Genomic DNA, 15,025 nt, shown 5'->3' with positions numbered 1-15,025 from the left:
ATTCTTCCCCCTTTCATTATGTTAATTCTCCGCCTGTTGCAAGGCTCATAATATGATGGTCTGTCATCTCTTTTTCTACTAATTCTCCTTGTATTCTTCCTTGGTACATGACTAGTGAACGATCACACACTCTAATAATTTCATGTGCTTCACTTGATAGCACGATAACAGCAATGTTTTCATCAGCTAGCTTTAAAATAATATCGTAAATATCTTCCTTCGCCCCTACGTCTACTCCTTGGGTAGGGTTGTCTAGGACTAAAATTTTTGGATCTGTTGCTAGCCACTTTGCTAAAACAACCTTTTGCTGATTACCACCTGATAATTTTGAAATGTTATCTGTTAAATCCACCATTTTTATCCTCAAAAGATCCCGCTGTTCTTGAAATACTTTTTTGTGATGCGCATAATTAATAATTCCTTTATTTGAAAACTTAGCCCAAGTAGTGATCGAGCTATTTTCTAAAATATCCATATCAGGAATGATCGCATTTTCTTTCCGGTTCCGGGGTAGATAGGCAATACCATTCTTTATTGCTTGAGTTGTACTATTGCTTGTCACTTTCTTTCCATGCACATAAATAGTTCCTGAAGATATATCATTTGCACCAAAAATGGACTGGAACAACTCACTACGTCCATCCCCCAATAAACCAGTAAAACCGACAACTTCCCCTTCTCTAATGGAAAAGTTAATATCCTTAAACACGTGATTATATGTAAGGCCTTCCACACGTAAGACTTCTTCTCCTAAATCTCTTTTTCTTGCTAATGGTTCTGTACGAACATCATAACCAACCATATAACGCGCTAAATCTGCGATCGTTACATTTTTTACATCACCTTCTGATACCAAATTTCCGTCACGTAAAACAGCGTACCGGTTACAAACTTGCATGACTTCACTCAATTTATGAGAAATAAAAATTAGCCCCACATTGTGTTCCTTAAGTGTCTGCATCATATCAAACACGCGCTCAATCTCCGTATCTGTTAGAGAAGTTGTCGGTTCATCCATAATAATAATCGATGCATTAGCCATCATCGCTCGGCAAATTTCAACGATTTGTTTATAGGAAGAATCTAGCTCATTGACTTCTTTTTTAGGGTCTAAATCAATATTCATTCGTTCAAATATTTCCTCTGTATCACGAATCATTTTTTCAAGATCTAACGAGCCACTTTTTGTTTTTGGTTCTCTTCCAAGAAACATGTTTTCGTATATAGGAAGATCATTGATAAGATTTAGCTCCTGATGTATAAATGCAATCCCAGCTTCTTGTGACTCAATTGGACTAGTAAACTTCACTTCTTTCCCGTCAACAGAAATACTGCCTTGATCAGGTTTGTAGATTCCACCTAAAATATTCATAAGTGTCGATTTCCCCGCGCCATTCTCACCTAAAAGGGCATAAATTTCCCCACCATTAATCGTTAGCGAGACATCTTTTAAGACATCGTTACTACCAAAGGATTTTCTTATATTGGTCATTTCAATTTTCATACAATCACTTCCTGACCGTTGATTTAAAGAGAGGCTACAGCTTTTGCTATAACCCCTCTCACATCAAATTTTAAAAAAGATTTTGTACTTAGTACGGGGAATCTTCATCAAGGAATTCTTCATAATTTTCTCTGTCTACAACAGTAGTAGGAATAATCGTATCTTCTTCCACTTCTTCCCCGTTTAATACGTCAAGTGCTACGTCAACAGCGTCCTCTACCATAGCAGGGCTATATAGAGCAGACTGGATCCAAATGTCCTCATTTTCCGGCATCATTTCGAAATACTCTTGCATTCCGCCTCCACCAGTAACTACTTGGATGTCTTCTCTACCAGCTTCGCTAATCGCTTGTAACACCCCGACAGAAGTTTCATCATCTAAAGAGTAGACAGCATCGATGTTGTCATTTGATGTTAAGATATCAGCAAAATCACTAAGACCAGCTTCTCTTGTGAATTCTGTTGAGTAAGTCATAATGTTTAAATCCGGAGCAATTTCTTCTACCGTATCCATAAAGCCTTGCGTTCTTAATTCTGAAACCGAACCTGCAGAAGGTACCTCTAACACTACTACGTCACCCTCTGTTCCGATTTTATCAACGATATAATGAGCACCTTGCACACCCATATCTTCATTATCACCCGCTACTCGGTATACACCATCTGCATCTATTTCGATATCGAAGTTAACTACTTCAATCCCATCATCAATTGCGGACTGAATTGGTACTTCCATACCTTCCCACTGTGGAAACGCAACGATGGCATCTGCTCCCCACGTTCTTAGATCGTCTAACTGAGAAGTCATTTCTTCTGCATCGCTACTTGTTTGAACTTGGTATTCAATTTCATCTGATAATTCTTGTGCACGCTCTTCCGCATGATAAGCTACAGCAGCTACCCAACCGTGTGTTACTTCTGGAGCTAGAATTCCGATCTTGTGCTTATCTCCACTATCGCCGTTACCATTGCTATCGCCTTCCCCATTCTCACCACTTGTATCGTCTTCTCCACATGCACTAAGAATCAAAACCATTGCCAACAAAAATAATGAAAGTAACGTTAATCCCTTTCTCATCTTAACCCTCCTAAGTAATCTTACTGTGCTCTCGGGTACCCCGAGGCGATCGACCTAAATAACTTTCCAGCCGATAACTTATCCCCCTTGCTACATTCCATTCAAAATAAATCTATTTAAATAATGTAAATAGTTTTATTCACATTATTAAATACAAACCTTTAATAAAGCGCTTTCATAGTAATTACGAGATTTCTATAACTTGCCCTGTTTCTAAAGATGACTTAATCGACTGTAGTAGCTTCATGACATAGCGAACATCACTTACCGGGATTATTTTATTTTCTGAGTTTTCTTCTAAACAACTCACAAAGTAAGCAAGTTCTTTTTGAAAAGGATCGGATAATGGAACATTCAAGCTTTGATTTGACTGATCTTTATAGAAATTTAAACTGCTATTATTTTCATCAATCCCTTCAATGTTTTCCCCTGCGCTAACCGCAAATTCTAACGTAGCATCTTTCGCTTGCGCTCTGAAATTCATCGTAAATGGATATCCATCAGGCATTTGATTAGATGCTTCTATAAATGCTTTCGTTTTGTTTTTAAAAACGAGTGTGGTCATGATTTGCGTCCAAGCCCCTTGTTCATTTTGGCTCCCAACTGCATAAACAGATTCCACTTCTCCTAATAAATAATAAGCAAAATCGATATCATGTATATGAAGGTCAAACAGGGCTCCGCCACTTTTTTCAGGGTACTTAAACCAGTCGCTCCAAGCAGGAAATTGACCAAGTCTCTTAGCATGAACGATATCAAGGCCATTCAGCTGATCCGTTTCCTTATACGATTTAATTAATTCGTATTCTGGCCAAAACCGTAATAGATGTCCTACAAATAATTCAACATCGTTCTCATTTGCAACCGAGATGATTCTCTCTGTAGATTCTTCCGTTAATGTTAATGGTTTTTCACAAATAATATGTTTTCCAGCTTCTGCTGCTTTGACAATGTATTCTTCATGTAAGTACGTTGGTAAACAAATATCGATTATATCGATTGATTCATTCTTAAGTAATTCATCAAAGTTCTGAATCAGCAACCCATGGAAGTTGTTAACAATCTCCGGGTCTGTCACTTCACTTCTAGTACATATAGCAGTAACCTCAGCATTCGGAATATGTTGATAAGCATTAAAATGTGCTTTTCCTATAAACCCTAAGCCAACAAGACCAACATTCTTCATAAAGGTCTCCTTTCGAACATTCTAATTAGATGAGTAGCACGGAAAGGTAATCGAATGATTTTTTAACTGCTTGATTTACTTCTTTAAGGTCTTTCGGTCCAGAAGGAGTAAATTCTATTTCTACACTAATAGGACCTTTATAATTTGCTTGCTCAAGTGTTTGGAATAACTTAGGGAAGTCCATCTCCCCCTCCCCAATCGCTGGGAAGTTCCATTCATTATACGCACCGAGTTTATCCTTTAAATGAACAAATTCAACATACTCAACCGAAGCTTCTAAATCTTCATATGGCAACTCATTCCCGTACATAATCACATTTCCTGGATCGTAATTAATCTTCACTCGATCATTTAGCGTTTGAGCTAATTTCATTAGTGATTTACCTGTTCCAAAGTTATTTCCATGTGTTTCAATCACTAGTATTTTATCTAGCTTTTCGCATTTCTCTAGTACAGGCTCCAACCTCTTAGCCAGTACAGATAGATCATCAATTACATCCGTATCTCCATGAGAATCACCAGTACCAGTAACAATATACTTACAATCAAAATCAACCGTTAAGTCTATATTTTCTAGTAAATGGTCAATCCCTTCTTCCGTCATTACATTCGTATGGCCGCTTATTCCAATACATGTCATGTCGTAGTTTGTTAACATTGTTTTTACTTTACTTAGTTCTTCCGCTGACATACGTGGAGATACATGAGAGGTATGATCTCTAACAGCAGCAATTTCTATCTTTGTAAATCCAGCCTCGCTTGCACCTTTTACGGCGTCCTCTAATGAATATCCATGGTATGTATTGGAGTTAATCGCAAGTTGATCAAACATATAATCCCCCCTTTCATTTACAAAATGTAGTATTTCATTAAAATGTAATGCATTACATCACATATAAAGTTAATGGAAGTAGTTCGTTATTATTCATGTTATGCCTGGTTTCAACTATTCATGAAACTTACCTACCTAATAATTTTTCGATGACTCGTAAGGAACTTATTGCATCTTCTCCTGTTACAATAGGTTTTTTATCATGGATAATTGCATCAACAAATGCATCAATCACACCTGTATTTGTTTGATTATCATTGGTTTGAATAGATTCTAGTTCATACTTAATAGTAGCTCCATCTTTTGTTTCTACAATAATTTGATTTTGTGGATCATGATAAATTTTAATGACACCTTTTTCACAATAAATGGTTGTCGAATTATCCTCTAACCCATAATAAGTCCAAGAAAATGAAGCCGTGCCCAATCTTCCTTTTTTCGTTTTTAATGCACAAACCACATTGTCATTTACTTCAATTGGTTCACCGTGTTCATCGACTTTATGAAGTGCGCCATGGAAACCATGTACACTGGCGATCTCATCATCTAATAAGTAATGAATCAGATCGATTTTATGAATTCCTAAGTCTCCTGCCACACCTGAATGGGAACGTTCTTTTTTAAAAAACCATGTCGCATTAGATTTCGTTGCACCCCATTTTTCTGGCCCTTGGTGACCGAATGTGGTTTTAAACGTCAGGACATCACCATATTCCTTACTTTCGATAATTTCCTTCGCCTTTTGATGAACCTTTGTCAATCGTTGGTTATGATCCACCATCAGCTTCTTCCCAGACTCACGCTGTGCAGCAAGTATTTTATTAGCATGTTCCACACTGATCGCTAATGGTTTCTCACACAAGACATGCTTCCCGCTTCTGAGCGCCTGTGACGAATGAATATGGTGTACCTCATTGGAGGAACAATCACTTATGGCGTCGATGGACGGATCATTTAATAAATCATCTACCGTATCTGCAACTCTCCCTTGATACTTTTCAGCAAGTTCCTCTGCCCTATGACGATTACGGTCAAAAAACACAATCTCTTTTACATGAGGATTCTCCCAATATTCTGGTGCGTGCCTGAATTTAGTAATGGACCCGCATCCAATAATTCCTACGGTTATTTGCAATTCGCATCCCCCCCAATAAAATTTAATTGATCGTCGATTCTCTCATTACTAATTCGTAATCCATGATCACACTTTCTACAGGCTGACCTTTGATACTATCAATCAACATCTCTGCTGCCTTATACCCCATGTTGTACATCGGCTGGGAAACAGTAGTTAGCGTTGGGTTAGTCATATTGGAAAAACTTATGTTATCAAAGCCAACAACTGCCATATCATCAGGTACGTTTAGCCCTCTCTCATTTGTTTCTTTCAAAGCGCCGATTGCTAACGTGTCAGATACTGCGAAGACGGCCGTTGGTTTTTCCTCTAATTGAAGAAACTTTCGCATTGCTTGAACACCATTATGAAACTCCAAACCTTGAGAGTTATAAATCCATTGATCCTGAATAGGTATATTGAATTCATTTAATGCTCTTTCATACCCTTTTCTTCGTTGTCTTGCATAAAGAATTCTTTCATCGAAATTAATAAAAGCAATCTTTTCGTGACCTAATTTAATCAAATGTTTGACAGCTTTATATGCTGCCGCCTCATTATCAATTGCAACATATGGGATCTCCATCGTTTCATAATAATCACTACATAGGATGATTGGATGTTTCTCAGCAAGTCCGGTTAACTTTTCTAAATCAACTGTAGGGTTCATCGAAATCATTCCATCAGCCAATTTATTTTTTACCATATTTAAGAATGTTGTTTCTCTAGAAGCATTAGAATCTGTTTCACAAAGTAAAATATTATATCCATTAGCAATAGAATAATCTTCAATACCATTAATAATTTCGGTGTAGTACGGGTTCGAGAAGGTATGAATTAATACTAATAATAAACGGCTTTCCGAATTTCTAAGATTTCTGCCCAACATACTTGGTGCATACTTTAATTCTTCAATTGCCTTCTCTACTTTAATACGGGTAGTAGAAGAAACTGCGGTTGTATTATTCAAAACTCTTGAAACCGTCGCACTGGAAACACCTGCTTTTCGCGCAACTTCTTGAATGTTTGCCATGATGCTTCCCTCTTTCAATCTTTATTCAATTTTCATGAAATCGTTTACAAATATAATTGTAAGATATTTGCGAATTATTTGTCAACTGTTTTTTTATAGTGGTAAGATAACGTATAATGTAACTATATTTTTCAAAATCTTTTGATATACTGTATGTAATGGATTACATAATAATGGAGGGATTACAATGAAATTAGGTGTGTTTTCTGTACTTTTTTCAGACAAAGGATTAAGCGAGATGCTAGACTATGTAGCATCCAAAGGAATCGAAGCAGTAGAATTAGGAACTGGAGGATTTCCTGGTGATGCACATTGTAAGGTTGATGAATTATTGGGAGATCAAGAGAAACAGCAAGCATTCTTAAATGAATTTTCTACTAGAGGGTTAATTATTAGCGCCTTAAGTTGCCATTCCAATCCGCTTCACCCACAGAAAAAAATAGCCGAAGAAGCTGATCAACTTTTTAATAAGACCGTTCAACTGGCAAGTGAACTGAATATTCCTGTCGTAAATACTTTCTCAGGGTGCCCAGGCGACCATGAAGATGCAAAACACCCAAACTGGCCAGTATCCCCATGGCCAGGCGAATTTCAAGAAATTTTGAAATGGCAGTGGGAAGAAAAAATCATTCCCTATTGGAAAGAAAAAGCTGCGTTTGCTGAGAAACATAATATAAAAATCGGATTAGAATTACATGGCGGATTCTCCGTCCATACACCTGCAAACCTATTATACTTACGGAAAGCATGCGGGTCTGCCATTGGAGCGAATTTAGATCCGAGTCATATGTGGTGGCAAGGAATCGACCCAGTAGAATCAATTAAAATTCTAGGAAGGGAAAATGCTATTCATCATTTTCATGCAAAAGATACGGTCATTGATCAACCGAATGTAAATCGAAATGGGTTAACCGACATGACCCCTTATTCCGACTTAAAAGACCGCGCGTGGTATTTTCGAACGGTTGGTTTCGGACACGGAAGCAAAGATTGGGCTGACATGGTAAGCGCATTACGACTTTATGATTATGATTATGTCGTTAGTATCGAACATGAAGACGGATTGATGTCCATTGACGAAGGTTTCACTAAAGCAGTTGATACTTTGAAGCCAGTGATGGTGAAGGAGTCTGTTGGGGAGATGTGGTGGGCTTAAGTAATTAAGAACACATAGTTAAACACCTCCGAATGAGTGCTTATTCGGAGGTGTTTTTAGATTTATTAAGGAGGTGTACTTTTTCTAGTCAACATCTCTACACTATTTAATGGTAATCAAATCTCTACGAGCAGTGATATAGTAAATGTGTCCTTTTGAATTTTTAACTTTTAGTTGAGGAGAACCATCCGTAGTGATGTGTGCGACAATAGTCCACCCTTCTCCTTTAACAAAATGGCCACTTGGATTATTCCAACGCGGGCTATCATAGAAATTAACAGCTTCCACGATTGCTTCTGCGCGTTTCCCAATAATATTAGAAGGATTATTGGTTACTTTTTTAACGTACCTACCTTCCACATTACTAACCCAGTTTCCGTTTCCGATATATACCCATCCATTTTGTTCTTTATAAACCGTAATTTCTGTACCTACTCGAAATTGAGTCACTGTTGGATAACTCATCCCCGGCCCTTTCCGAACATTAATCCAACTCACGTTTTGAATTTCCCCCCTCCAAAGCACCATTGATCCAGAAGGGTCTGTGCCTTCGTCATTACTTGGTCCTGTTAGATTGAGCCTTTGCCCTATTTGCAACTTTCTAGGATCATTGATTGAATTCCAGCGCATGAGGTCTTCCACTGTAAAACGCTCTTCCCCATGTGCAAGCCCCCATAAAGTATCTCCTTGTTGCACAACATACTCATCAGGCAACTCTGATTTGGGTGGGTTGTCTAAAAATTTAAATGCTTCATTGTAATCAAACACACAACATTGTTTCCATTCATATCCTGGCATTTCGTGATGTGACTTATCGTCGTCACCAATATTATCTTCTATCAAGGCTGCATGTAATTCAGCAATGGAGGCATTTGTAGGATCATCTAGATCATCTACACGATAATCACCTGCAACACAGATCCCAACAGCGCGATCATTGGATGAACCCACGTGAAATGTCATTAAATCAATGTCATTACAAAACTTAATCGCAGCTCTCTTACCATTAGGTGTGTCAACCACGTTTTGAGGTTCAATAACAAGCGCATACCCAACACTTGTCCCCCATAAAGATATATGATAGTTTGCAAACCCAATAGCATTCGACCCAGGTAAATCTTTACCTGTTAAACTATGGTGCCAAACTCTCGTCAAATCACTGATTTCAGTTTTCCGATTATTATAGTTCTGTTCTCTCGGAATTGTAGCCCTTATATCTTGAAGCTGCGGTAACTGTTCAAAACTATAACTCATGTAATCCCTCTCCTTTTTATTTGCTTAATCTTAATATTTTGCGAGGAATTTTTAGGCTGGGAGCATTATAGTTAGATTTCTGGATATCTATTAAGCTTCGTGGATAAACGATCTCTTTTATGGATATATCCAAGAGATTTATGGAAAACCACTCTACTATTCTGGATATTATTAAATTCTCATGGATAAATAGAAAGTATATACGTACCGCCTTTCTGGATATAATTCAGCCATCCCTTTCCTCCATGATCAATTCAACCAAATTGATTTTTTCATTCTATATATTTTACTTGAAATTCAATCCTCGACTTTGTCTTACTTGATATTCATATTCTAGAAAGTACTGTTTTGACTGGTCTGTTGGTTAGGTATGAAATTTTCGCAAAAGAAAAAACCTTCCCAAACCCTTTCTAAAAAGGACTAGAGAAAGTTTTCATGTTAGTTAAGAACGCCCTCGAAGGGAATCGAACCCCTATTTCAAGAACCGGAATCTTGCGTGCTATCCGTTGCACCACGAGGGCAAGTGATTCAAACGCATTGATAATTATACTTGTAGCAGGGAAACATTTCAAGCGTCTAATTGTTTATGCCCTAAGGAAGATGGGTAAATTGTTGTTAGGGTAAAATTAGAATTTTATTGTTTGACCTTTATTGACCAAAAGAGTATAGTAATAAGTGAATACATTGTAAAAAGGAGTGGCTCTTAATGAATTTAATACCTACAGTTATTGAACAAACAAACCGTGGAGAACGTGCATACGATATTTACTCTCGTCTACTTAAAGACCGCATTATTATGTTAGGTGGACCTGTTGATGATAACATCGCGAACTCTGTTATTGCACAGATGTTATTCTTAGCAGCGGAAGACCCAGATAAAGATATTTCAATTTATATCAACTCACCAGGTGGCTCGATCACTTCTGGTATGGCTATTTATGATACCATGCAATTTATCAAGCCAAATGTATCTACTATTTGTGTTGGAATGGCTGCTTCTATGGGAGCATTCTTACTAGCAGCTGGTGAACCTGGTAAGCGTTACGCGTTACCTAACAGTGAAGTTATGATTCACCAACCTCTAGGTGGTACACAAGGTCAGGCTTCTGATATTCAAATTCATGCGCAGCGTATCATTGAAATGCGTGAGAAATTAAACCAGATCCTATCAGAACGTACTGGTCAGCCAATTGAAGTCGTAGAGCGTGACACAGATCGTGATAACTTCATGTCAGCTGAAAAAGCAAAAGAGTATGGCTTAATTGATGAAGTAATGACGAAGAAGTAATTTCTTAATTTTAAATGCTACTGCCCTTCTTATGATTTTAACGTCATAAGAGGGGCATTTTAATATGATGGAGGTACGTTATTAATGAAATTATTGGAGCAGCTACCTAAACAAATTCAAACGCTCGTTGAACAAAATAAAAATACAAACACTACAAATTTTGATAATATGATTCGATCTAGCAATTATGTTCCTCATGATCTTGAATTATTTTCTGATATATTAGTTGCTCTCTCTCAAGGAAAGAACGTGTTACTTAAAGGGCCAACTGGTTCTGGAAAAACAAAACTTGCAGAAACGTTATCTTCTTTATTTAACCAACCGTTATTCAGTGTCAATTGTTCCGTTGACTTAGATGCAGAAAGTTTCCTTGGATTTAAAACAGTAGAATATGAAAATGACAAACAGACCATTGCATTTGTACCTGGACCACTCGTCCAATCAATGGAACATGGGCATTTTTTATATATCGATGAAATTAATATGGCTAAACCAGAAACGCTCCCTCTTATTAATGGAGCACTCGATTACAGAAGAACCGTTACAAATCCTTTAACCAACGAAACGATTCATGGTGCTAATGGATTTGGAGTAATTGCAGCGATTAATGAGGGTTATATCGGGACGACCCGTTTAAATGAGGCTTTGAAAAATAGATTTGTGATTTTTGATATCGATTATTTACAAGGTGAAGAACTAAAAAGTCTAATCAAAGATCAGTCCAGTCTACAGGATACTAAACAAATTGATGCTTTTGTTAAGTTATCAAGTGATTTAGTAAAAGCTGCGGACCAAGGTAAAATTGCAGAAGATGGAGCAAGTATTAGAGCCTTGCTTGACGCATGTGATTTAAGCAGTTTTATTCCACCAAAACGGGCGATTAAACGAGCAATCACATCTAAACTTGAAGATGAACGCGAGCAGGTAGTTGTCGCTAATTTAGCAGAAACATTATTTGAATAGGGTGAGAGTATGAAATTCAATGACTCCATTATTGATGCAGAGCGATTATCTGAACTAACAGATCTTGTTCATGTTTTTACAGGAAACAATAATATAGAATTTACGTATCATTTTGGTACGCATATTCAGTTGCATAAATCTTTAATTACAGCCAGTCACTTTTGGGATAATCAAAGAGAGGAAATCAAATCGATTGGCTATAAAACGGACATACTTTTGAGGGCATCTGGTTCATATAAGCACACTTCTATAGATAGTTTAAAATCATATCAGGAAAAAGCAGAAGCGTGGAATACGCCAAAGTTTAGTGAGCAACTTTTTAGTTTATTGGAAGATATAAGGTTAGAAGAATTAATAAGGAAGCAACGTCCGGGTGTAATTAGTTGGTTTGAAACCCGTAAGAATTCTTACAGAAGATATTATCAATCCCAACTACAAACCAACGCATCCAAAAATTTCGATACCGACGTGTTATTTAATATGATTTATTTAACACTCAACTCTTCTTCTCCATTTGAACGTTTTCCGTCTATAAAACAGAGTCAAGTGGCGTTGTTAGAGAAAATAAAACCGTTACTCAATCAGGTATTTGAAGCAAAATCTACTTCTGATATTTCGAACTTAGCCATACAAATTCAAACAACACTTCAACTAGAAAGAGATGCTGTTAATCATTATTTCATCTACCCAATCAAATGGCAGGAAAGTCCAGAATTCGATATTGCTGAAGAACAATTGGAACGTGTGGATCCGCTTCAAAATGACGATGAGGAAGAAGTTCCTGATGAGGAGGAAGTCATTCAAGAAACCTTCTCCACATGGCACCGAGAAAATGAAAATAATGATCGAGACCAAAGCTTTCTTCAGTTTGAATTGGAACAAGGTACGAAAACATCCATATTAGGCGATGGGGCTAGAGAAACGGAAGAAGGCGACCAAGCCATGGCTAGTGTGCAAGGCCATTCCGCTCAAACAGACCAAAGTGAATATACTAATCTAGAAGCATTAGAAGAAGAGAAAACAAAACAAGCGGAAGACCCAGCTAAATATGGCAAAGAACATTTGCAAGCCCAACAAATTGATAAAGGGGCAAAGCATGTTTCGGATACAGACTGGAATAAATATAACGATGTATTAACTGAGATTGATACAGAACGTAGGAAATTGACCAAAACAATCGAGAAGTCGCTCGAACAGAAATATAACTTAGCGAGAGAACGACTAAGTTCAGGAAGATTGGATCAAAAACAACTACTTCCACTAATAATTGAAAATAATCGTAGAATTTTTTATAAACACCAAGAGAATGATGACTTCGATGCTGTATTTACTTTGTTAATAGATTGTAGTGCCTCTATGTTTAATAAAATGGATGATGTTCAATATACAGCTATTTTATTTCATGAAGTTTTGAAAGGGCTAAATATTAATCACCAAGTTGTAGGCTTTTGGGAAGACGGCTTTGAAGTTAATGATCAGAAGCAACCCAATTACTTTCATCGAGTGATTCCATTTGAAAATTGTCTCGATCCTAAAGCAGGTCCAGAGATTCTTCAATTGGAAGCGGAAGAAGATAACCGAGATGGGTATGCCATCCGAGTCATGACAGAGGAACTGCTTCAACGGAGCGAGCAACAAAAATTCCTACTTGTCTTCTCTGATGGAGAACCTTCTGCCTTTAACTACAGTGAAAATGGCATTATCGACACCCACGAAGCAGTAAATGAATCTAGAAAACAACAAGTTGATGTTATCGGAATTTTTCTAGGGAATGACACTATAGAAGAACATGAAGAGTTGTTAATGCAGAATATTTACGGCAAACACCATCTGATGGTTCCTACGATTGTGGACCTTCCCTCTACCTTTGCTTACTTGTTAAAAAGATTGCTTCTTCGGACGATTTAGTTCTGTAGATCGAACTTGAGCTCACTTCTGAAGTAGTTAGAAGAGGGTTTCCACTGAGCGTTTCTGGCATTCGAGGCATCGCGTGAGGCGGCGACACCTGGTCAACTAAAAGCGGTCACGTCCTGTGACCAACGTTGACACTTGCACGTCGTGTTCTTCGCGGGAACAGCGCGAGCCGAAGATCCACTTTGGCAAATGCTTTTCTTGCCAAAGTTAGCTGAGGCCGTGCCCGCGGAAAGCGTCCGCCGGTAAGCGATGCCTCAAATGCCTCCACCCAAACTTGTCAGAATTTTATCCAAACCCCAACATATATATTAGAGCCAAAAAAGCCAAACCTCAACAGGAAAATTCCTGCTTTGGTTTGGCTTCTCTATTTACTCAGGTTGTAGGACGAAACTCGACAATGCTTCGACTGCTTGATCGTCATCGGGTCCTTCTGCGGAGATGACAATTGTTTCATTTGCACCAATTGCTAAACTCATCACGCCCATGATGCTCTTGGCGTTTACACGTTTTGTGTCTTTTTGAATAAATACATCGGCGGAATAACGATTAGCTTCTTGAACAAATTTTGCTGCGGGCCTTGCTTGTAAGCCGGTCTCTAGTTTTACTGTGACTTCTTTTTCACTCACAATTGCTTCTCCTCTCTACTACTTATATGCTAGATTTCTTTATTTCTTTTGAAAGCGGTTTATAATGTGTATCATTATAGCACACTTCATTTTAAAGGAAAATCACAACCTACTTCTCGAGTAAATCTCCATTTCGCAATTTTTCTGCATATTCATCGATTTTACGAAAGCGATGATTTAGTCCTGACTTACTTATAGAGCTGGAATCAGCTAATTCCACTAACTCTTTCAAAGAGACATCTTGGTGATTGTACCGAAGTTCTGCAGCTTCCCTAAGCTTATCAGGCAGTGACTCCAATCCAACTGTTTCTTTAATATAGCGTATGTTTTCTACTTGGCGAAATGCTGCCCCGATTGTTTTATTTAAATTTGCCGTTTCACAATTCACTATTCGATTAACGGAATTACGCATGTCGCGCATAATTCGTACATCCTCAAACTTCAATAATGCTTGATGTGCACCAATAATAATTAGAAATTCTGTAATGCGCTCTGCTTCTTTTAAATAAACGATGTAGCCATTTTTTCTTTCATGCGTTTTCGCGTGTAATCCGAAATCATTCATTAAATCAACTAACGCACTATTATGCTCTTCATAAAAATTAAATATCTCTAGATGATAAGAAGATGTCTCCGGATTATTTACGGAACCACCTGCTAGAAAAGCACCTCGTAAATAAGCTTTCTTACAGCAGTTTTTCTTTAAATATTTTTGAGATATATTTCTTACAAAGTTAAACGGCTCTTCCAAAATTCCTAGATCCGTAAGCATACTTTTCACACCATCAAACATCCGTACAATGTAAATATTATTCTTTTTTAAACGCATTTTCTTTCTTACCAATAACTCTACAGGCATATCATAGGCATGCTTGATCAACGTGTACATTCTCCGTGCAATCGCTGCATTCTCCGTTTGTACATCTAATACATATTGGCGATTAGAAAAAGACAGTGATCCATTCATCCGTATTAAAGCTGCTAATTCGGATTTTTGACAACAATCATCCGCTTGTATATTTGTTAATTCCTTTTTGGTTTCCGATGCAAATGACATAGCCATTCCCCTTTATTTTC

The 15,025-nt window shown here is 37.6% G+C and carries 13 protein-coding genes and 1 tRNA gene; 4 read left to right on the top strand and 10 right to left on the bottom strand.

Annotated features, from left to right (window positions below; genetic code table 11):
- Positions 1-16: 16 nt before the first annotated feature.
- From G532_RS0114385 to G532_RS0114360, 6 genes are all read right to left on the bottom strand, one after another.
- Positions 17-1,504: a sugar ABC transporter ATP-binding protein gene (locus tag G532_RS0114385; protein ID WP_027965426.1), complete on the bottom strand. Its 1,488-nt coding sequence runs from the start codon at positions 1,502-1,504 to the stop codon at positions 17-19.
- 88 nt (positions 1,505-1,592) lie between these two features.
- A complete protein-coding gene (locus tag G532_RS0114380; protein WP_027965425.1) occupies positions 1,593-2,582 on the bottom strand; it encodes an ABC transporter substrate-binding protein in 990 nt (329 codons plus the stop codon).
- A 184-nt stretch (positions 2,583-2,766) separates the two neighbouring features.
- Positions 2,767-3,768 carry a Gfo/Idh/MocA family protein gene (locus tag G532_RS15720; protein WP_051189199.1) on the bottom strand — a complete coding sequence of 334 codons (1,002 nt, stop codon included), beginning with the start codon at positions 3,766-3,768 and terminating at the stop codon, positions 2,767-2,769.
- A gap of 25 nt (positions 3,769-3,793) precedes the next feature.
- Positions 3,794-4,600, bottom strand: coding sequence for a sugar phosphate isomerase/epimerase family protein (locus G532_RS0114370; RefSeq protein ID WP_027965424.1), 807 nt, complete (start codon positions 4,598-4,600; stop codon positions 3,794-3,796).
- A gap of 127 nt (positions 4,601-4,727) precedes the next feature.
- Positions 4,728-5,735, bottom strand: coding sequence for a Gfo/Idh/MocA family protein (locus G532_RS0114365; RefSeq protein ID WP_027965423.1), 1,008 nt, complete (start codon positions 5,733-5,735; stop codon positions 4,728-4,730).
- Positions 5,736-5,757: 22 nt separating this feature from the next.
- A complete protein-coding gene (locus tag G532_RS0114360) occupies positions 5,758-6,747 on the bottom strand; it encodes a LacI family DNA-binding transcriptional regulator (RefSeq protein WP_027965422.1) in 990 nt (329 codons plus the stop codon).
- Between the two features lie 187 nt (positions 6,748-6,934).
- On the opposite strand from G532_RS0114360, the gene G532_RS0114355 reads away from it, so the two are divergent.
- Positions 6,935-7,903 carry a sugar phosphate isomerase/epimerase family protein gene (locus G532_RS0114355; protein ID WP_027965421.1) on the top strand — a complete coding sequence of 323 codons (969 nt, stop codon included), beginning with the start codon at positions 6,935-6,937 and terminating at the stop codon, positions 7,901-7,903.
- A 102-nt stretch (positions 7,904-8,005) separates the two neighbouring features.
- Here G532_RS0114355 and G532_RS15715 read toward each other — a convergent pair whose 3' ends face one another.
- Both G532_RS15715 and G532_RS0114345 read right to left on the bottom strand, forming a co-directional pair.
- The gene (locus G532_RS15715; RefSeq protein WP_051189198.1) at positions 8,006-9,157 is read right to left on the bottom strand and encodes a LysM peptidoglycan-binding domain-containing protein; all 1,152 of its coding nucleotides are present in this window, start codon (positions 9,155-9,157) and stop codon (positions 8,006-8,008) included.
- Positions 9,158-9,606: 449 nt separating this feature from the next.
- Positions 9,607-9,678, bottom strand: a tRNA-Arg gene (locus G532_RS0114345).
- 185 nt (positions 9,679-9,863) lie between these two features.
- On the opposite strand from G532_RS0114345, the gene clpP reads away from it, so the two are divergent.
- The 3 genes from clpP to G532_RS0114330 all read left to right on the top strand — a co-directional run bounded on the left by clpP (position 9,864) and on the right by G532_RS0114330 (position 13,316).
- A complete protein-coding gene (gene clpP / locus G532_RS0114340; protein WP_027965420.1) occupies positions 9,864-10,445 on the top strand; it encodes an ATP-dependent Clp endopeptidase proteolytic subunit ClpP in 582 nt (193 codons plus the stop codon).
- Between the two features lie 84 nt (positions 10,446-10,529).
- Positions 10,530-11,408: an ATP-binding protein gene (locus G532_RS0114335; RefSeq protein ID WP_027965419.1), complete on the top strand. Its 879-nt coding sequence runs from the start codon at positions 10,530-10,532 to the stop codon at positions 11,406-11,408.
- 9 nt (positions 11,409-11,417) lie between these two features.
- A complete protein-coding gene (locus tag G532_RS0114330) occupies positions 11,418-13,316 on the top strand; it encodes a vWA domain-containing protein (RefSeq protein WP_027965418.1) in 1,899 nt (632 codons plus the stop codon).
- A gap of 374 nt (positions 13,317-13,690) precedes the next feature.
- Here the strand turns inward: G532_RS0114330 and G532_RS0114325 are convergent, their stop codons facing one another.
- Positions 13,691-13,948: an HPr family phosphocarrier protein gene (locus G532_RS0114325; protein ID WP_027965417.1), complete on the bottom strand. Its 258-nt coding sequence runs from the start codon at positions 13,946-13,948 to the stop codon at positions 13,691-13,693.
- Positions 13,949-14,057: 109 nt separating this feature from the next.
- Positions 14,058-15,005 carry a DNA-binding protein WhiA gene (whiA, locus tag G532_RS0114320; protein WP_027965416.1) on the bottom strand — a complete coding sequence of 316 codons (948 nt, stop codon included), beginning with the start codon at positions 15,003-15,005 and terminating at the stop codon, positions 14,058-14,060.
- Positions 15,006-15,025: the final 20 nt, after the last annotated feature.

Origin of the sequence: Halalkalibacillus halophilus DSM 18494 (assembly GCF_000423105.1) — a bacterium.
GTDB lineage: Bacteria > Bacillota > Bacilli > Bacillales > Alkalibacillaceae > Halalkalibacillus > Halalkalibacillus halophilus.
The sequence above is the reverse complement of the archived record's forward strand: the minus strand, read 5'-3'. Positions and strand labels throughout refer to the sequence as shown.